The 19,944-nt window shown below is 76.3% G+C and carries 9 protein-coding genes; 8 read left to right on the top strand and 1 reads right to left on the bottom strand.

The genetic code is table 11. The features are described from left to right. Positions 1-65 precede the first annotated feature (65 nt). From JIG38_RS17665 to JIG38_RS17690, 6 genes are all read left to right on the top strand, one after another. A complete protein-coding gene (locus JIG38_RS17665) occupies positions 66-5,930 on the top strand; it encodes an Ig-like domain-containing protein (RefSeq protein ID WP_199425042.1) in 5,865 nt (1,954 codons plus the stop codon). A 116-nt stretch (positions 5,931-6,046) separates the two neighbouring features. Further along, positions 6,047-7,006, top strand: a complete 960-nt coding sequence (locus tag JIG38_RS17670) for an AAA family ATPase (protein ID WP_199425057.1) — start codon at positions 6,047-6,049, stop codon at positions 7,004-7,006. Between the two features lies 1 nt (position 7,007). After that, positions 7,008-8,198, top strand: a complete 1,191-nt coding sequence (locus JIG38_RS17675; protein WP_307845008.1) for a DUF58 domain-containing protein — start codon at positions 7,008-7,010, stop codon at positions 8,196-8,198. Next, a complete protein-coding gene (locus JIG38_RS17680; protein WP_199425043.1) occupies positions 8,195-10,675 on the top strand; it encodes a transglutaminase-like domain-containing protein in 2,481 nt (826 codons plus the stop codon). The genes JIG38_RS17675 and JIG38_RS17680 overlap by 4 nt, the downstream gene beginning before the upstream one ends. Before the next feature lie 101 nt (positions 10,676-10,776). Next, positions 10,777-11,349, top strand: a complete 573-nt coding sequence (locus JIG38_RS17685; protein ID WP_199425044.1) for an RNA polymerase sigma factor — start codon at positions 10,777-10,779, stop codon at positions 11,347-11,349. Further along, positions 11,339-12,721 carry a hypothetical protein gene (locus JIG38_RS17690; protein WP_199425045.1) on the top strand — a complete coding sequence of 461 codons (1,383 nt, stop codon included), beginning with the start codon at positions 11,339-11,341 and terminating at the stop codon, positions 12,719-12,721. Before JIG38_RS17685 ends, JIG38_RS17690 begins: the two co-directional genes overlap by 11 nt. A 69-nt stretch (positions 12,722-12,790) precedes the next feature. On the opposite strand, the gene eccCa is transcribed toward JIG38_RS17690, so the two are convergent. After that, on the bottom strand, positions 12,791-16,792 hold the full coding sequence (gene eccCa, locus JIG38_RS17695) for a type VII secretion protein EccCa (RefSeq protein WP_199425046.1): 4,002 nt from the start codon (positions 16,790-16,792) through the stop codon (positions 12,791-12,793). Positions 16,793-16,906: 114 nt separating this feature from the next. On the opposite strand from eccCa, the gene JIG38_RS17700 reads away from it, so the two are divergent. Further along, positions 16,907-18,289: a hypothetical protein gene (locus JIG38_RS17700; RefSeq protein ID WP_199425047.1), complete on the top strand. Its 1,383-nt coding sequence runs from the start codon at positions 16,907-16,909 to the stop codon at positions 18,287-18,289. Positions 18,290-18,355: 66 nt separating this feature from the next. After that, complete coding sequence (locus JIG38_RS20775) at positions 18,356-19,924, top strand: RDD family protein (protein WP_199425048.1); 1,569 nt, start codon at positions 18,356-18,358, stop codon at positions 19,922-19,924. Positions 19,925-19,944: the final 20 nt, after the last annotated feature.

Here is a 19,944-nt window from a genome sequence, read left to right on the forward strand (position 1 = left end):
CGGGAGAGCGGGGGACGGCCGGGTGCCGGCGGGACGACCAGCAGGGGGACAGGGGTGAGCGGCAGGTGAGCGGGACGGTCCGCAGCGCGGCGCGCACGTCGGTGCGCTCGCCCCGGCGACGGTGGCTGACCACCGTCGCCGCCTCCGCCGTGCCCGTCACCGTGGCCGTGCTCGCGATCGTGCACCCCGGCGTGCCCGTCGCCCAGGTCGACCTCAACGACGGCTCGGTCTGGCTCACCAACACCTCCGAGCGCAAGCTCGGCCGCTACAACGCCCAGATCGAGGAGCTCAACGCGGGGCTCGTCACGCAGGCGCTCGAGTTCGACGTCCTCCAGGACGAGGGCGACGTCCTGCTCACCGAGAACGGCAAGGCGTCCCTCGTGGACGCGGCCAGCGTCACGCTCACGGCCCAGGTCACGGTGCCCTTCGGCTCGGGCGTGACCATGGCGGACGGGACCGTCGCGGTGAACGCCGACGGCGACGTCTGGGCGCGCACTATGCCCACGCTCGGCACGCTGAGCACCGAGTCGCAGGACCCGGACCTCGAGCTCGGGGGCGGCGGCGTGGCCGTCGTCGCCCGGGGCGGGGACGTGCTCGCGGCCGAGGGGGACGGCACGCTGCACCGCGCCACCGTGACCGACACCGAGGTCACGAGCGCCGAGGCCGGCCGGCTCCAGGGCGAGCCCTCGGGCGGGTTCCAGCAGGTCACCGCCGTCGGCGACGTGCTCGTCGCGCTCTCGGGCCGCACCGTGCACACGCCGTCGGGCTCGACCGACCTCGGCGAGCTCGGCTCCGAGCTCGTGCTGCAGCAGCCCGGCCCCCGGTCCGACGTCGTCCTCGTGGCCACGCCGACAGCGCTGCTCGAGGTGCCGCTCGACGGCGGCGACGTGCGCGAGCACGAGTCGGGCGGCACGGGCCGCCCGGCCGCGCCCGTCCGCGTCGGCGCGTGCGCCCACGGCGCGTGGGCGAGCGGCACGGGCAGCTACGTCCAGGTGTGCGACGGCGAGGTGGGCCGCCTCGACCTCGAGGGCATGACGACGACCGACCGGCTCGTGTTCCGGGTGAACCGCGACGTGGTCGTCCTCAACGACACGCTCAACGGCCGGCTGTGGGTCCCGCTCGAGGACCCCGAGCTGCGCGAGCCGAACTGGCAGGACATCGAGCCGCAGGAGGAGACGCAGCAGGACGACGAGCAGTCGGAGAGCCGGGACAGCACGCAGAACCTCCAGGCCGAGTGCACCGCGCAGTCGTCCGCGCCCACCGCGGAGGACGACGAGTACGGCGTGCGCCCGGGGCGCACGACGATCCTGTCCGTCATCGACAACGACTCCTCGTCCGACTGCGGGATCCTCGCGGTGAGCGAGTTCGACCCGCTGCCCGAGGACTTCGGCGTCGTCGTGCCGATCTACGGCGGCCGCTCGTTCCAGCTCACGACCCTGCCCGAGGCGACCGGGACGGCGGAGTTCACGTACACGATCGACGACGGCCGCGGCACGGCGGCGCCGTCGACCGCGACGGTGCGCCTCGTGGTGCGCGACCCGGGCGAGAACGGCGCCCCCGAGCAGGTGCGCGTCAGCTCCGTCACCGTCGAGCAGGGCGGCTCGATCACCTACGACGTGCTGCCCGACTTCCGCGACCCGGACGGCGACCCCCTCATCCTCGCGTGGGGTGCGGCCGACGGCGGCGGCCAGGTGCGCACGCGCCAGGACGGCGAGCTGACGTTCCAGTCCGACGGCGGCTCCCTCGGCCGCCAGACGGTCGCGGTGCAGGTGTCCGACGGGACCGAGACGGTCGAGGGCACCCTCTTCGTCGACGTGCGGCCCACGGGCGCCGTCGCGCCCACCATCGACCCGGTGCACGCCGTGACGTACGTGGACCAGCCGGTCGTCGTCCGGCCGCTCGACAGCGTGCGCAGCTCGTCGCGCGAGCCCGTGCGCCTCGCGGGCGTCGAGGAGCTCCAGGGGGCGACCCTCGCGAGCGACCTCGAGGCCGGCACCTTCACGTTCACCGCGCCCAACGCGGGCGTCTACTACGTGACCTTCCTCGTGGCCGCGTCGCCGCAGCAGGTCGAGGGCGTCGCGCGGATCGACGTCCGCGAGCGCCCCGAGGTCACGCCCCCGCCGGTCGCGGTGCTCGACCGCGCGCTCCTGCCGCCCGGCGGCGAGGTGACGATCGACCCGCTCGCCAACGACGTCGACCCCGGCGGAGGCGTGCTCGTCGTGCAGTCCGTCGAGGTCCCGGAGGCCACGGGCCTGCGCGTGGCGGTGCTCGAGCACCGCCTCCTGCGCATCGACTCGACGCGCGTGCTCGAGGGCCCGGCGACGGTGCGGTACACGATCCACAACGGCACCGCGCAGGCCACGGGCGAGGTGCTCGTGCTCCCCGTGCCGGCCTCCGTGACGCAGCAGCCGCCGGTGGTGCCGAACGTCAGCGTGTCGGTGCGCACGGGCGGGGTCGTGACCATCCCGGCGCTCGAGGGCGCCTACGACCCCGACGGCGACGCCCTCGAGCTCCTGCCCGACCTGCCCGAGCCGCTCGGCGAGGGCGAGGGCCTCCTGTTCGTCTCGGGCGACACCCTGCGCTACCGCGCCCCGGACCGGCCGCTCGAGGCGCACGCGACGTTCAACGTGCGCGACGCGGTGGACAACGTCACGGCCGCGACCGTCACGGTCACCGTCCACGCGTCCGACGCGGCGTCGAAGGCCCCGCCGCGCCCGCAGCCGCTCACGGCCCGCGTGTTCGCGGCGGAGACGGTCCGCATCGACGTGCCGCTCACGGGCATCGACCCCGACGGCGACGGTGTCCTGCTCCTGGGCGTCGACCGCGCGCCCACCAAGGGCCGGATCGTCGACCAGGGCGCCGACTGGCTCGAGTACGAGGCGCTCCCGGGCGAGTCCGGCACCGACACGTTCACCTACGCCGTCGAGGACTGGGTCGGCCAGCGCGCGGTCGCCACGGTCCAGGTCGGCATCGCGCCCCGGCCGACGACGTCGGCCGACGTCGTCAGCCGCAACGACGACGTGACCGTGCGCCCCGGGCAGACGGTCGAGGTCCGCGTGCTCGCCAACGACGTCGACACGGGCGGCGGCGAGCTCGTGCTCGACCCCGAGCTCGTCATGGCCGACGACGTCGACGCCGAGGTGCAGGGCCGGCGCGTCGTCGTGCGCACGCCCGACCAGGTCGGCGTCCTGCAGATCTCCTACACCGCGCGCAACGCGCGCGGCGGCGCCGGCACCGCGGTGCTCACCGTCGACGTGCGCGACGACGCGGCGATCCTGCCGCCCAAGGCGCGCGACGTCGTCGTGCCCGCGACCGACACCATCAACAAGACCGAGGTCCGCGTCGACGTCATGGCCGAGGCGGAGAACCCGTCGGGACCGCTGACGGACCTCGAGGTCTCGGTGCACCCGAGCGCCGCGGACGTCGCGACCGTCGTCGACGGCGAGGTCGTCGTCACGCTCGGCGAGACGGCGCAGACGCTGCCCTACGTGCTCACCAACACCAACCCGCAGGCCGGTGGCGTCCACGCCTTCGCCTTCATCACGGTGCCTGCGCTCGGCGACTTCCCGCCGATCCCGCGGCCGGGCGCACCCGAGCTGCGCGTCGTCGCCGGCGAGCCGCTGCGGATCGTGCTGGACGAGCAGATCCAGGTGGCGCCCGGGCGCTCGCCGCGGATCGAGGACGTCGCGACGGTCACGGCGACGAAGTCCGACGGCACCCCGCTCGTCGTCGACGAGCGCACGCTCACCTACACCGCGCAGCGCGACTACGCGGGTCCGGCGTCGATCTCGTTCGAGGTCACCGACGGCACGTCGAGCGACCTCGACGTGCGGCGCAAGGTCATGACGCTGCCCATCACGGTGCTCGCGGCGGAGGACTACCCGCCGACGTTCGCGCCGTCGGTGCTCGAGGTGGCCCCGGGCGAGTCGACGCGTGTGGACCTCACCGCGTTCACGTCGACCGTCGGCACGGCGGCTGGCGCCGTCACGTACACGTACACGACGACGTCCGAGCCGCCGCTCGGCGTGACGGCGACCGTCTCGGGCACCGTCCTGACGCTGAGCGCCGCGCCGACCGTGCCCAAGGGCACCATCGGCGGCGTCGGCCTGCAGATCGGCTACGGCGTCGACGCGTCCGTGGCGGGTCAGGTGGACTTCCGGGTCACGGCCTCGTCGCGACCCCTCGCGCGCGTCGTCGACCGCCTCGTGCCCGACGGCGTCGAGGGCGGCGCCTCCACGGTCTCGGTGCTCGACGGCGCGTTCAACCCGTTCCCCGACCAGCTCCTCACGGTCGTCGACGCGGTCGTCGAGACGCCCGGCGCCGGCACGGCGTCGGTCTCGGGCTCGCAGGTCACCGTGCGGCCGGCCGCCGGCTTCATCGGCCAGATGGTCACGCGCTACCGCGTCCGGGACGCCACGGGCGACCCGGACCGGGAGGTCGAGGGACGGATCACGGTCGTCGTCCGCGGCCGCCCGTCGCAGCCCGTGGCGCCGCGCACCGTCGAGGTGCGCGACCGCACCGTCGTGCTCGCGTGGGACGCGCCCGCCAACAACGGCGAGCCCATCACCGGCTACCGCCTCACGGCGCAGCCCGGCAACGTCGTCACCGAGTGCGCGAGCACGACGTGCACCGTGGGCAACCTCACGAACAACGTCGAGTACACGTTCACGGTCATGGCGAAGAACGCGGTCAACTGGTCCGACCCCAGCCCGCCGTCGCCCCCGGCACGCCCGGACGCGAAGCCGTTCGCGCCCGCGGTGCCGCAGGCGCAGTGGGGCAACGCGTCCCTCACGGTCGCCTGGACCGCGCCGCAGAACCCGGGCTCGCCGATCGTCAAGTACGACCTCGAGATCAGCCCCGCCCCGCCCTCGGGCGTGGCGACCGTCTCGACGCCGGCGACGTCGTACACGTTCCAGGGCCTGGCGAACGGGACCGCGTACACGGTGCGCGTGCGCGCCGTGAACCTCGCGCCCGAGCCGGGTGACTGGAGCGCGCCGTCGGCGGCCCAGGTGCCGGCGGCCCCGCCGGACGCGCCCGTGCTCCGCGCGCAGCGGTTCGGCCAGACGATCTTCGGCGGCGGGCGCCTCGAGGTGTACTGGGACGACCCGGCGAGCAACGGCGACGCGATCGCGCAGTACGAGATCCGGGTCAACCGGGGCGAGGTCCGGGCGCCGACGGGGCGCAACGTCCACGTCGTCGACCCGGCCGGGCCCGGCACGTACTACTTCCAGGTGCGCGCCCGGAACAAGGCCGACTGGGGGCCGTGGTCCGGCGAGCTCGAGGTGCCGTACGCGACGGTCCCCTCCGCCCCGGGCACGCTCAGCGCCGCGCCCGACGGCGACGGCGCCGTGCGCCTGCAGTTCGCCGACCCGGACTGGGCCGGCGGCAACGACGGCAGGTTCGAGCTCCAGGTGGACGGCGCCGCCTGGCGCAGCCACGTCGGCTACCGGGTCGACGGGCTGAGCGCCGGCTCGCACGCGTTCGCCGTCCGGGCCTGCAACTCCGAGGGCTGCGGCCAGCCGACGAACACCGCCTGGTCGGAGGTCTACACCCCGCCGACCGAGCCCCGGCAGGCCGGCATCGGCTTCGACCAGGACGCGGCGCCGACGCGGTTCTCGGTGTCGTGGCAGGCGCCCAGCAGCACGGGCAACCGGACGGTCTGCTACCAGGTGTCCTACCGCACCGGGTACGCCGACCCGCGTCCCCAGAACCCCGACCGGATCGAGTACGGGGACTGGACCGGCTGGGGCGACTGCGCCGAGGCCCTCAACGCCGGCGCGTTCACGATCCCGGACACCGTCCAGCAGCGCGGCGGCCGCGTCCAGGTGCTGCTCCGCGCCGTCAACGAGATCGGCGTGAGCGGCGAGGTGACCGTCGAGCGCAACGTCCCGGTGCCACCCCCGCCCCCGCCGCCCGCCGGCGGCGGCTGACGCCGGCTGACGCCGGCTGACGTCGGCACAGCGCCCGGCGCACCACCGCCCGACCCCGGCCCGCCCCGCAGCGGCCCACCGACCCGCACCACCCCGAGGAGGAGACGCACGTGACGATGAGCCCCGAGCAGAGCGCCTGGTTCGCCGAGACCTTCGACGCCCTGGTCGCCAACGTGGGCCAGGCGGTCCTGGGCAAGGACCACGCGGTCCGCCTCGCCCTGACCTGCATGCTCGCCGAGGGCCACCTGCTCCTCGAGGACGCGCCCGGCACGGGCAAGACGATGCTCGCCAAGGCGCTCGCGGCGACCGTCCAGGGCACGCACAGCCGGATCCAGTTCACCCCGGACCTGCTGCCCTCGGACGTCACGGGCGTGACGATCTACGACCAGAACACGCACCGGTTCGAGTTCCACCAGGGCCCCGTGTTCGCCTCGGTCGTGCTCGCCGACGAGATCAACCGGGCGTCGCCCAAGACGCAGTCGGCGCTGCTCGAGGTCATGGAGGAGTCGCGCGTCACGGTGGACAAGGTGTCGCACTCGGTCGGGCGCCCGTTCATGGTCATCGCGACGCAGAACCCGATCGAGCAGGCGGGCACCTACCGGCTGCCCGAGGCGCAGCTCGACCGCTTCCTCATGAAGACGTCGCTCGGCTACCCCGACCACGACTCGACCGTCGAGATCCTCGCCGGCTCGGCCGAGCGCGACCGCACGGCGCACCTCACCGCCAAGATCACCACGAGTGCCGTGGGCGAGATGGCCCAGCTCGCCTCGACCGTGCACACGGACGCGGCCGTGCTCGACTACGTCGCGCGCCTCACGCAGGCCACGCGGGACGACGCCCAGACCGCGCTGGGCGCGAGCATGCGCGGGTCCCTCGCGCTCGTCCGGTGCGGCAAGGTGTGGGCCGCGTCGCAGGGCCGGACCTACGTCATCCCCGACGACGTCAAGCTCCTCGCGGAGCCGGTCCTCGCCCACCGCGTCATCCTCGACACCGAGGCGGAGTTCGCGGGCGTGACCTCGACGCAGGTCGTCGGCCGGATCCTCGCCGAGACGCCCCCGCCGGCGGCCCGGGTCTGACGTGCGCCTGCTCCGACCCGTCGGGCGCCTCGTCGCCCGCGCCCTGCACCCCGTCTCGCCGCTCGGCTGGGCGGCGCTCGCGTGCGCCGTCGTGCTGGGCGTCGGCGGCTGGTGGCTGGGCTGGGTCGAGCTCACCGTGGTCGCGACGGCGCTCGCCGCGGCCGTCGCGGTCTCGATCCTCCTCACGCTCGGCCGGTCCACCTACGCCGTCGAGCTCGAGCTCTCGGACAACCGCGTGACCGTGGGCAAGCGCGCCGTCGGGCGGCTCGTCGTGCGCAACACGTCCCGACGCCGGCTGCTGCCGGCCCAGATCGAGCTGCCGGTCGGCCGGGGCGCGGCCGACTTCCACCTGCCCTCGCTGGGACCGGACGCCGTCCACGAGGACGTGTTCGCGATCCCGACGACGCGGCGCGCCGTCGTCGTCGTCGGGCCGGTGCGGTCCGTGCGCGGCGACCCGCTCGGGCTCATGCGGCGCCGCGTGCGCTGGACCGACCCGGTCGACCTGTACGTCCACCCCGAGCTCGTCTCGCTCGCGGGCGCGGCGTCCGGCGTGCTGCGCGACCTCGAGGGCCAGGCGACGCGCGTGGTCTCGGACTCGGACATGTCCTTCCACGCCCTGCGCGACTACGTCCCGGGCGACGACCGCCGCCACATCCACTGGAAGACGTCGGCGCGCATCGGCACGCTCATGGTCCGCCAGTTCGAGGACACGCGGCGGACCCACACCGCGATCGCGCTCTCGACGTCGACCGCCGACTACGCGAGCGCCGAGGAGTTCGAGCTCGCGGTCGCGGCCGCGGCCTCCATCGGCGTGCAGGCCCTGCGCGACGAGCGTGACCTCACGGTGCTCGCCGGCGTGGGCGCCCTGCGCACCGAGAACCCGCCCCGCCTGCTCGACGACTGCTCGGGCCTCGAGGCGTCGGGCGAGGGCCGCGGCAGCGACCGGCTCGCGCAGTGGGTCGCGCGCGAGGCCGCCGACGCCTCGGTCGCCATCCTCGTGACCGGCTCGGTGCCCACCCGCGGCGAGCTGCGGGCCTCCGCGGTCCACATCCCCGTGGGCGTGCGGACGCTCGTGCTGTCGTGCGCGCGCGGCGGCGACGTCGAGGTGCTCTCGCACGGCGCGCTGTCCCTCGCGCAGGTGGGGTCGCTCGCCGAGCTGCCGCGCGTGCTCCGCCGGGTGGTGGCCGGATGACCGCGACCCTCGAGGCCCCCGCGCCGCGCCGCGAGCGCTCGCGCCCGGCCGAGCCGCGCGCGCGGGCGCTGCGGCGGCAGGGCACCCACCCCCTCGTCGACGCCGCGGTGATCGCGCTCACGACGGCGCTCGCGCTGCTGCCGCTCGTCCCCGTCTACGGGCTGCGCGCGGCGCTGCCGCCCATCGTGGGCGGCGTCCTGCTCGGCTCCGGCACCGCGCTCGTCGCGGCCGGCCGCCGCTGGGGCGTGCTGGTCACGGCCGGGGTCGCCATCACCGTCTACCTGCTCGCGGGCGGCGCGCTCGCCGCCCCGACGACGACCGTCCTCGGGGTCGTGCCGTCGGTCGACTCGCTGGTCCTGCTGCTCAGCGGCGCGGTCACGGTCTGGAAGCAGGTGCTCACGCTCGACCCGTCGCTCGGCGGCAGCGGCAACCTGCTCGTCGCGCCCTACCTGCTCGGCTTCGCCGCGACCGCGCTCGGCGTGGGCGTCGCGCGCCGGACGAGCCCTCGGCAGGGCGCGTGGGCCGCCCTCGCGCCGCTCCTCGTGCTCGGCCTCGCCGTCCTGCTCGGCACCAAGCAGACGGTGGCGCCCGTGGCGGCCGGCGTCGCCCTGGTGCTGCTGCTCGCGCCGTGGGTCGCCCACCGTCGCGGCACGCTCGCGCCGCGCCGCCTCGTCTCGCTCGCCGTCATGGCCGCGGTGGTCGTCGCGAGCGGCGCGCTCGCCGGCCCGCTCCTGGGGCAGGACCGCCCGCGGTTCGTGCTGCGCGACGAGCTCGTCCCGCCGTTCGACCCCGAGGACCACCCGAGCCCGCTGTCGGGCTTCCGGGAGTTCGTCAAGGAGTGGGAGGACACCGACCTCGTCACGGTCACGGGCCTGCCCGCGGGCACGCCCGTGCGGCTGGCGACCATGGACGCGTTCGACGGCGTCGTGTGGAACGTCGCGGGGTCCGAGTCGGCCGAGGGCTCGGGCCAGTTCCGCCGCGTCGGCGAGACGATCACGACGTCGGTGCGCGGCGAGCGGACCGAGGTCGAGGTCGAGGTGCACCAGCTCCCGTCGGTGTGGCTGCCGACCGTCGGGTACAGCGAGCGGTTCGACTTCCAGGGGCCCGACGCGCTCGAGCTGTCCGGCGACCTGCGCTACAACGACGCGACCGGCACGGCGGTGCTCGCCGACGGCATCCCGGCCGGGACGCGGTGGACGGCCGAGGTGGTCGTGCCCTCCGTGCCCGAGGACGAGGAGATCGGCTCGGCGTCCGTCGGCTCCGTGCGGCTGCCCGAGCCGCAGGCGGTCCCCGAGGCGGTCCCGCTCTTCGCGGGCGAGCTCGCCGGCACGGCGTCGTCCCCGGTCCTCATCGCGCGCACGCTCGAGCAGGGCCTCGTCGAGCGCGGCTGGTTCAGCCACGGGATCACGGAGTCCGGCGACTACCCGTCGCTCTCCGGGCACGGCGCGGACCGCGTCACCACCCTCCTCACCGACGACCTCATGGTCGGCGACGGCGAGCAGTACGCCTCGGCGATGGCCCTCATGGCGCGCCAGATGGGGCTCCCCGCGCGCGTCGTGCTGGGCTTCGTGCCGGGCGGCGGCGACGCGGACGGCGAGGACGGCGCGGGGGACGGGGCGTCCGCGGACGAGGGCGCGCCCGCCGCCGGGGAGCCCGTGACGATCACGGGCGCCGACATCCAGGCCTGGGTCGAGATCAGCTTCGCGGGCCACGGCTGGGTGCCGTTCTTCCCGACGCCCGACGAGTCCAAGACCCCGCGCGAGGACACGCCGCAGGAGCAGTCGGAGCCGCAGCCCCAGGTCGTCCAGCCGCCGCCCCCGCCGCAGGACCCGGTGACGCCGCCCGACGACGACACCGAGCAGCCGCGCACCGACTCGCCGCTCGACGTCCCGCCGCCGCCGAACCTGTGGCTGCCCGTGCTCGTCCTCGCCGGCTCGGTCCTCGTCCCGACCCTGCTCCTGCTCGCGCCCTTCGTCGTCATCGCCGTCGCCAAGGGGCGGCGCCGGTCGCGCCGGCGCACGGAGGGCCCGCCGGTGGGCCGCGTCGTCGGGGGCTGGGAGGAGGTCCTCGACGAGGCGAGGGACCTGCGCCGGCCGCCGCCGGACCTCGCGACGCGGCGCGAGACCGCGGTGCACCTGGCGACCGCCTTCGCCGCCACCGGCAAGGACGCGGCGCCCGCCGACCTGCGCGGCCGCCGCGCGGCGGGCGTCGGCGGCCCGGTCGCGGGCCTCGCCGCGGGCGCGGACGCGATCGTCTTCGGGCCGGGCGAGCCGACCCCGCAGCAGGTCGAGGCCTACTGGGCGCAGGTGGACGCGACGGTGCGCGCGATGCAGGCAGCCGTCCCGGGGGGCCAGCGCCTGCGCGCGCGCTACTCGACGCGCTCGCTGCGTGCGCGGCGCCGGGCCGAGCGCGAGGCGCGTCGCGCGGCGAGGGCCGCGTCGCGGCCGAAGCCCACGCGGCAGGGTGTGGTCGAGTGAGCGCAGGCGCCGTCCGGTGAGCGGGCGCGCCGGCTGAGGCGCGACCCCAACCGCGACGGCCCCCGCCGACGTTGTCTGTGCAGGACGACGGAGGAGGACCGGTGCCACGACCGTGGGAGACGCTCCTGGAGCAGGTGGTGCGTGAGCGCTACCCGCGCCTGGTGGCGCACGCGATGCTCGTCGCGCGCTCGCGCGCCGACGCCCAGGACCTGGTCCAGGAGGCGCTGATCTCGTCCTTCTCAGGACGCGCGCGCTTCGGGTCGGTCCAGCAGGCCGAGGCGTACGTGCGGCGCGCGATCGTCTCCCGCGCGGTCGACGCGTCGCGCCGCTCGGTGCGCGAGGAGCGCGCGGCGGGACGGGTGGGGGCGCTGCCCACGCCGGTCGTCGTCGTCGAGGAGCGCGGGCCGGGCGCCGACGTGCTCCGGGCGCTCGCGACCCTGAGCCCGCGCGAGCGCGCCTGCGTCGTGCTGAGGCAGATGGACGACCTGTCCGTCCAGGAGACGGCGTCCCTGCTCGGCCTGAGCACGGGGGCCGTCAAGCGGTACACCGCGGACGGCATCGCGCGGCTGGCCGCCGCGCTCGGGGCGTCGGCCGGGGCGCCCGACGACCCGGCCGGCGCACCGGCCACGACCGTCGAGCACATGTGGGTGGAGGAGGTGCACGGTGAGCGCTGACCTGACGACGCTGCTGACGCAGGCCGAGGACGAGCTCGAGGGGACCGTGCCGGCCGCGGGCGACGCGCTCGCCGGACGACTGCACGCGGGCACGCGGCGACGGCGCACGGTGCGCCACCTGCGCGAGGCCGCGGGCGGGCTCGCCGTCGTGGTCGTCGTGTGTGCCGCGTCGTGGGCGGTCGCCGCCCAGGACCCGCCGCCCGCGCCGACCGTGTCGACGCCGACCCCGGTCGAGACGACGCAGCCCTCCCCGACGCCGACGCCGGACCCGTCGCCCAGCGCGACCGTGCCCCCGCCCGTCGTGGACCCGGGACCCGTGGTGCGCGACGACCCCGACGACGCGACGGTGCTGGCGCGCCAGGCGGTGCCCCGGACGGGCGAGGTGTGGCAGACGCCCGAGCGCGCGCCCGAGATGGAGGCGGTGCTGTCGCCCGACCCCTGGTCGAGCGCGTGGCGGGTGGGGAGCCGCGGCGACGCGACGATCGTCCTGGTCGTCGACGACGCCGAGGCGGCGCAGGACTTCGTGGGCATCATGGGCGTCCCGGGGGTGCTCTACGAGGTCGACGCCGCGGGCCCGCGCGCGATCGTCTGCCCGAGCGCGCGCACCTCGGACCCGTGCATCGGGGACAACCTGCGGCGCGACGGCTTCGTGCGCGACGACGCGACGTTCTACGACACGCTGACGCTGCCGCGCGCGATCGAGCTGGCCGAGGGGTGGGTCCTGACCACCACGGCCACCACCTCGGGGAGCTTCTACCCCCACGAGCTGTTCGGCGACGCGCGCGGGTACTACGGCCTGGGCGGGACCAGCCAGGTCGTCGCCGACCTCGGGGCCGCCGAGGTCGTCCGGCTCACCGCGGACGGCGAGGTGCCGGGGCTGTCGGACGTCCGGTACGCGATCCGGACGCCCTTCGGCACGACGATCGAGATCTCGCCGGACGACGCGCCGAGCGGCGAGTTCGAGCACATCCGCTGGGACGACGGCGTCGACCGCCCCCTCGCCGGCGAGGCGTGGGTGCAGAGCGTCGCGCCGAGCGGCGGCGCGTGCTTCGCCGGCTCGTTCTCGGTCGAGGAGCGGCACGTCGACGCCGACTGGCGTGCGGCCGGGACCACGCCGGGCGGGCACCGCGTGCACGTCCCCGTCGCCGGCGGGAACGCGGTGTCCCGGGCGGTGCGCGCGTGGCAGGAGCAGACGTCGTTCGGGATGCCGGAGGGCGCGCCCGACATGCTCTACGGCGCGGACGTCTACCCCTACCCGACCGACGAGGAGTTCCTCGCGGCGCACGCGCTCTACGCGATCCAGGGCCCGGACGGGGAGTGGCAGCTGCGCCTCCGCGCCGACGCGGTGCAGGTCGTCTACGAGTGCGCGTGAGCGCACGGCGCCGGGTCGCTCAGGGGCCGGCCCGTCGCCGGACGCCAGGGCGCGGCTCCGGGCCGCGCGTCAGAGCGTCGGCTCGGTGAAGGCGAGCTGGACGACCTGCCGGCCGTCGTCGCGCGTGACGAGCTGGCCGCGCCCGGGCGGGCCGGGGACGGGCTTGGCGCCGCCGATGAGCGCGCCCTCGTCCGGGCTGCCCGAGAGGACGAGCCCCGGCGCGGCGAGGTCGCGCAGCGACTGGAGGACGGGCTCGTACATCGACCGGCTCGCGCCACCCGTGCGCCGCGTGAGGACGAGGTGCAGGCCGACGTCTCCCGCCTGGGCGAGCAGCGGGACGAGAGGCGTCAGCGGGTTGCCCGTCGAGGTCGACACGAGGTCGTAGTCGTCGACGAGGACGAAGACCTCGGCACCCGACCACCACGACCGCGCGCGCAGCTGCTCGGGCGTGACGTCCGGCCCGGGCAGGCGCCCCTTGAGGTAGTCCGCGAGGCCGGCGATCTCGCCCGTCGCCTGGTCCTGCGTCGTGAGGTAGCCGGCGAGGTACTCGTCGGGGATCTCGCCGAGCAGCGAGCGCCGGAAGTCGATCGCGAAGATCTGGGCCTGCGCCGGCGTCCACAGGCGCTGCACCTCGGACGCCACGCCGCGCAGCAGCGCGGACTTGCCCGAGCCGCCGTCGCCGAACGCGTAGAGGTGCGACTCCTCGCGCGGGTCGATGCCGACGGGGGCGAGCGCGGCCTCGTCGATGCCCAGCAGGATGTGGCGGTCGTCCGCGCCGCGGCCCGACGCCGACGAGGCGCGGACCTCGGCGAGGGCGACGCGCTCGGGCAGCAGGCGCAGCTTCGGCCCGGTCGGGCCGGTCCAGGCGGCGTTGACCGTCTCGACGAGGTGGTCGACGCCCGTGCCGAGGGTGCTCGCGTCGCCGTCGCCGTCGAGGCGGGGGAGCGCGGTGAGCACGTGGTGGCGCGTGGTCGTGATGCCGCGGCCCGGGCGGTCCTTCGGCACGTTGACCGCGACGCGGCGGTCGATGTCGGAGTCCATGGGGTCGCCGAGGCGCAGCTCGAGCTTGGTCCCGAAGACGTCCTTGACCTGCGTCCGGAAGTCCATCCAGCGGTTCGCGGTCGCCACGAGGTGCAGGCCGAACGTCAGGCCGCGGCCCGCGAGGGTCTGGATCTCGGCCTCGAGCTCGTCGAACTCCGCCCGGATCGTCGACCACCCGTCGACGACGAGGAAGATGTCGCCGTAGCCGTCGTCGGCCCGGCCCTGCGCGCGGCGCTGCCGGTAGGTCTCGATCGAGTCGATGCCGTTCTGGCGGAAGTACAGCTCGCGTGCGTCGACGATGCCGTCGATCTCGGCGACGATGCGCCGCACGACGTCGGGCTCGGCGCGGCTCGCGACGCCCGCGACGTGGGCGAGCCGCGTCAGCGGGCTGAACGTGCCGCCGCCGAAGTCGAGGACGTAGAACTGCACCTCGAGCGGCGTGCGGGTGAGCGCGAGCGCGGTGACGACCGAGCGCGCGGCCGTGCTCTTGCCCGTGCGCGGGCCGCCGACGATCGCCATGTGGCCCGCGGCGCCGCCGAGCGAGAGCGTGAGGTTCTCGCGGCGCTGCTCGAGCGGCCGGTCGACGATGCCGAGCGGCACGACGAGGTCGCCCGCGCCGCGCCAGCCCGCCGAGACCAGGCCGAGCTCGGGGTCCGGTGCGAGGTCGGGCATGAGCTGGTCGAACGTGTGCGGCACGACGAGCGGCTCGAGCCACACCCGGTGCGCGGGGCGCCCCTTGCCCGCCATGCGCTGGACGGCGATGTCGAAGGTCGCGCGCGTCTCGGCGGGCTCCCCGAGGTCGACGACGGGCGCCTCCTCGAGCTGCGGCGCGTCGCTGCGCACGGGCGCCGCGGTGAAGAGCTCGATGCGCTCGTCGCCCGTGCGGCCGGACGCGCCCGGGCGGGCCGCGCGGCGCCGGCTGCCCTTCGGCGGCCCGGACACGTAGGACGCGCGGAACTGGATCATCGTCGTCGTGTCGGGCTTGAGGTAGCCCATGCCGGGCACGGGCGGGAGCGTGTACGCGTCCGGCACGCCGAGCACGGTGCGCGACTCGGCGGCCGAGAACGTGCGCAGGCCGATCCGGTAGGACAGGTGCGACTCGAGGCCGCGCAGGCGCCCCTCCTCGAGGCGCTGCGACGAGAGCAGCAGGTGCATCTGCAGCGAGCGGCCCAGGCGGCCGATCGCGACGAAGAGGTCGACGAACTCGGGCTTGGCCGAGAGCAGCTCGGAGAACTCGTCCGCGACGATGAGCAGCGCGGGCAGCGGTTCCAGGTCCGTGCGACCGTTCGCCCGGGCCTTCTCGTAGTCCGTGACGTTGGCGAAGTTGCCCGACGCGCGCAGCAGCTCCTGGCGGCGCGTCATCTCGCCCTGGAGCGCGTCCTGCATGCGGTCGACGAGCGTGAGCTCCTCGCCGAGGTTGGTGATGATCGCCGAGACGTGCGGCATGTCGGCCATGCCCGCGAACGTCGCGCCGCCCTTGAAGTCCACGAGGACGAAGTTGAGGTCCTCCGAGGAGTGGGTGAGCGCGAGCGCGAGCACGAGGGTGCGCAGCACCTCGGACTTGCCCGAGCCGGTCGCGCCGATGATGAGGCCGTGGGGCCCCATGCCCTGCTGCGCGGACTCCTTGATGTCGAGGGCGATCGGCTGGCCCTGCGTGGTGAGGCCGATCGGCACGCGCAGGCGGTCGCGCTGCAGCCGGGGACGCCAGTGCACGGCGGGGTCGAAGTCCCGGACGTCGCCGATGCCCAGGAGGTCGACGAGCTCGGCCGACACGGCCGGACCCTCCTCCTGCCGCGGGCCGGACTCGAGGAACAGCGGCGTGAGGCGGCGGGCGGCGGCCTCGGCGTCGGCGGGGGACATCTGGTCGGCGGCCGCCGCGAGCGGCACGCGCCCGAGGTGCAGCACCTCGAGCGGGAGGCGCGCCCGCGAGCCCGCCCGGCGCGTGCCGAGCATGAGCCGTAGCGTGCGGGGGTCGCTGAGGTCGTCCCAGCGCTCGGGCAGGTCGAGCAGGGTGACGCCCATGACGCCGTCGGACGTGAGCACCGCGTTGCCCGCCGGGACGTCGCCGCCGTCGACCACGACGAGCAGGTGGGGCAGGAGCGGCTGCTCGTTCTGGCCGAAGCGAGGGCGGTCCGGCAGACCCTCGGGGAGCAGGTCCTCGATCTCGCCCAGCGACGCGCCGATCATGCGCGCGGGGCCGACGGCGTCGCGCACGCGGGTGCTGTGGGTGTGCGGCAGCCACTTGGCCCAGTCCCAGTCGGGGAGCGCCGACGGCGCCGCGATCACCGCGATCCGCAGGTGCTCGGGCGAGTGGAAGGCCGCCAGGTGGCTGACCAGCGCGCGCGCGAGCCCGCGGACGTCGTCCTCGTCGCCGGTGATCTCCACGCGCGCGACCGAGCGCACGTCGACGGCCACGGGCACGTCGTGCTGGGTCTGGTGGGTGACCATGAAGCGGTGCGCGGCCGACGCGGCGACCGGGTCGAGCTGGGCGAGGGGCGCCGTCTCGGGCGCGTCGAGCGTGAGGCACAGCGGCTGGTCCGCGAGCCCGACGCGGGCGCGCAGGAAGTCCTCGTGGTCGGGCTGGCGCTCCCACACGCGCGAGCGCTCCTCGGCCACGACGGCGAGCGCCGTCGGGTCGGGGTTGTCCCAGTGGGCCCGGCGGCGCTGGGCGCGCGCGGCCTGGCGGACGGTGTCGCGCAGCTCGCCGAGGTAGGCGAGGTACTCGCGCCGCGCGCCGACGACGGTGGCCTGGTGCTGCGAGCGCTGGCGCCACCCGTTGACGCCGACGAAGCCGAGCGAGGCGACGAGGAACATGCCCGCCGCGATCATGCCCCGGGGGCCCGGGCTGGACAGGGCGACGAAGACGATGCTGCCGGCCGACCCGAGCATGGGGATGAGGGTCGTCAGCATGCCGCTGATGCCGTCGTTCGGCGTGATCTCCGGCGGGGGGAGGACCTGGATGCGACCGCTGGGCACGGCGGGCGGCGCGATGCGGGTGCTGCTCGGACCGCCGACGGGCGCTGCTGTCATCTCGTCGGGCTCTCCCTCGTGCTGCCAGGTGGGTGGCTGCGGGGCCGCGGCGCCCGGCGCACACCCTAATATGAGCGCGTCCGGACGTGCGCCGACCGCTCAAGGGGAGACCGAGTGAGATCACCCGCCCGGTCCTACGTGGGCCTGCGCCTGGGTGACCGCTCCCTCGACGTCGCCATGCCCCCCGGCGCGACGGTCTACGACCTGCTGCGCGCCGCGGGCGCCGACCTCGCGGACCCCACGCTCACCGTCGTCGACTCGGCAGGGCAGCAGCTCGACCCCTACGCGACGACGGGCGACCAGCTCGCCGACGGCGCGGTGCTCCACGTCCTCACGCGCCCCCGCGTGGTGCGCGTCGCGCGCGGCGGTCACGAGGTGAGCGACCCGGCGGTCTCGCGGCCGACGGCGTCGCCCTGGTGGCTCGGCGCGGCGGGCGCCGGGGCGGTCGTCGTGGTCGCGACGGTCGCGCTCGGCACGCAGGGCGGGTCGGCGCCGCTGGCGGCTGTCGACCGGTGGACCCTCGCGGGCGTGCTCGCGCTCGCGGGCCTCGCGCTCGCCGTGCTGCGACGGCGTCCGGGCGCGGACGGGTCGCTGTGGCCCACCGCCGTCGTCGCCCTCACCGGTGCCGCGGCCGGTGCGGTGACCGTCGACCCCGGCCTCGCGGCCGCGGGCCAGCTCCTCGTGGTCGCCGCGCTCGTCGGCGCGACCGTGCTCACGGCGGCGCGGTGGGCCGCGACGCGCCGCGCGCGCGACGACGCCGCGGACCACGCCGGCATCCTGCTCGTGCTCCTCGGCGGGGCGGCAGCGGTCTGCGCGACCGTGCTGCTGCTGGGCCTGCCCTCGGTCCTCGCGGCCGCGACCGCGCTCGGCGCCGTACCCCTCCTGCTGCGCGCGCTGCCCGCGCTCGCCGTCGACGTGCCCGACGAGCAGCTCATCGACGTGGCGCAGGTCGCGAGCACCGCGGGGACCGTGCGGGCCCCCGTCCCGGAGCCGCTCGGGCCCGTGAACCCGCGCGCCGTCGGGCGGACCGTGCGCAGCGCCGAGCGACGGCGCGACGCCGGCACGGTGCTCGTCTCGCTGGTCCCGCCGGTCACGGCGCCGATGGTGCTCGCCGCGGCCGAGCCCGGCGGCCTCACCGGCTGGGCGGCGCTGGTGGCCCTCCTGCTCGTCGTCCTCTCCCTCGACCTCCAGCCGCGCACGACGCGGGGCGCGCTCGTGCGGTGGGCGCCGCGCGTCTCGGCGGCCGTGCTCCTGCTCGAGCTCGGCGTGCTCGGCGCCGCGAGCGGCGGTCCGGTCGCGACCGCCGCGACGGGCGCCGCGATCGGCCTGGGCCTCGGGGTCGCGGCGCTGAGCGTCGCGATCGGACGCGGGTGGCGGTCGGTCGGCTTCTCCCGGCTCGCCGACGCCCTCGAGGGCCTCTCGACGGCCTTCGCGCTCCCCGCCGCCCTGACCGCGGCGGGGGTCGTCGAGGTGCTGCGGCTCGTCACGTCGGCCTGAGGGTCCGTTGCTACGCTGTCGGCGCCGCGCGGCTGGACCGCGGCGCCCCGACGTGCGGAGGTGGACGTGAGCTCGCCCGTGGGGACCTTCTGCCCGACCTGCCACGCCCCGGTCACGCCCGGCAGCTCGTTCTGCATCCGCTGCGGCGGGGTGCTCCAGGTGCGCGAGATCGCGCCCGACCTCGGCGGCGGGCAGCAGTGGGGCGGACGTCCGGCCAAGGACCGGCGCTCCCGGCAGGCGGGCGTCGGCGCGCCGCCCCCGCCGCCCGCGGCGCTCCAGGTCGTCGAGGCCGACGACCGCTGGCGCGCCGTGAGCGCGGCGCCGACCGCCGCCCCGGTGGGCGGGGCCCTCGGCCCGGCGTTCGACGGCGTCGAGCCCGCGGGGACCGGTCGCCGGGTGGCCGCCTACGCGATCGACGCGGCGGCCACCGCGCTCGTCGCGGGCGCGGTCTGGTGGTTCACCGGCGGTCTCGTCTACGCCGGCCTCGTCGCGCTCGAGATCGCCGCGGGCCTCGTCGTCTGGGAGGCGCGCAGCGGTCGCACGCTGGGCGGGTCGCTGCTCGGCCTCCGGTCGGCGCAGGACGACCTCCCGTACGCGCCCGGCCTCGCGCGCTCGATCGCCCGCGCCGCCGTCCTGGGTGCCGGGCACCTCGTCGGGGGCGTGGGGCAGTGGCTCGTCCTCGCGTCCTCGGCCTTCGACGCGTCCGGCCGCCGGCAGGGGTGGCACGACAAGCTCGCGGGCACCGTGGTCGTCGACGTCCGCGCGCTGCAGCGCGAGGTGGCACCCGTGGCGTTCCAGGGCCCCGTCGTCACGGGTGCCGACGTGCCGGCGCCGCCCCCGCCGCCCGACGCGGGAGTCGCGCCCGACCGTCCGTCCGGCCCGCCGTCCGCGCCCTTCGCGCCGCCGGCCCCGCCCGTGCCCTCGGGGTCGTCGCCCGCGGCGAGCTCCACGCCCCCGCCGCCGCCCGTGCCCGCGGTGCCGGCCCCGCCGACCCCCGCGGCGACGACGACGCCCCCGCCGCCGCCCGTCCCCGCCGTCCCGGCGCCTCCGGCCGCCGAGCGGTCGACGCGGGACGTCCGCACGGCTGCGAGCGCTGCCCCTGCGGCTGCGGGCGTCGCCCCCGCGGCCCCGTCGGTGCCCCCGCCGCCGTCTGCGCCCGACGCGGCATCGGCCCCGGACGCGGTGCGGGTCCCGGACGTGGCGCCGACCTCGGATGCGGCCGCGAGCCCTCCGCCGCCCCCGGCCTCGGCGGCGCCCACCGCGGAGCCCCCGCGCGAGACGCCCCCGCCGCCCGCCGCGGCGTCGTCGTACGTCGTCACGCTCGACGACGGCCGGGCCATGTCGGTGTCGGGTCCCGGCTACGTGGGCCGGCGCCCGCAGGCGCCCGCCGGTGAGCGCTGCGACCACGTCATAGAGATCGAGGACCCGGGTCGCTCGCTGAGCCGGACGCACGCCGCGTTCGGCATCGACGACCAGGGCTTCTGGATCGCCGACAACGGCTCCGCGAACGGCACCTGGGTCGTGGGCGCCGACGGCACCGCCGTCCAGGGCGGCACGGGGGAGCGCCTGCGCGTCCCGGCGGGCGCCATCGTCCGCCTCGGCGACCGGACGCTCACGGTCCACCCGTACGGCTGACGCACGACGGCGCGCGCCCC

It is taken from the genome of Actinotalea solisilvae, from assembly GCF_016464425.1.
Taxonomy (GTDB): domain Bacteria; phylum Actinomycetota; class Actinomycetes; order Actinomycetales; family Cellulomonadaceae; genus Actinotalea; species Actinotalea solisilvae.

Excerpts from the sequence above, each read along its gene's own strand:
- JIG38_RS17670 (WP_199425057.1), top strand. The coding sequence starts at position 6,047 with ATGAGCCCCGAGCAGAGCGCCTGGTTCGCCGAGACCTTCGACGCCCTG.
- eccCa (WP_199425046.1), bottom strand. The coding sequence starts at position 16,792 with ATGACAGCAGCGCCCGTCGGCGGTCCGAGCAGCACCCGCATCGCGCCG.
- JIG38_RS17680 (WP_199425043.1), top strand. The coding sequence starts at position 8,195 with ATGACCGCGACCCTCGAGGCCCCCGCGCCGCGCCGCGAGCGCTCGCGC.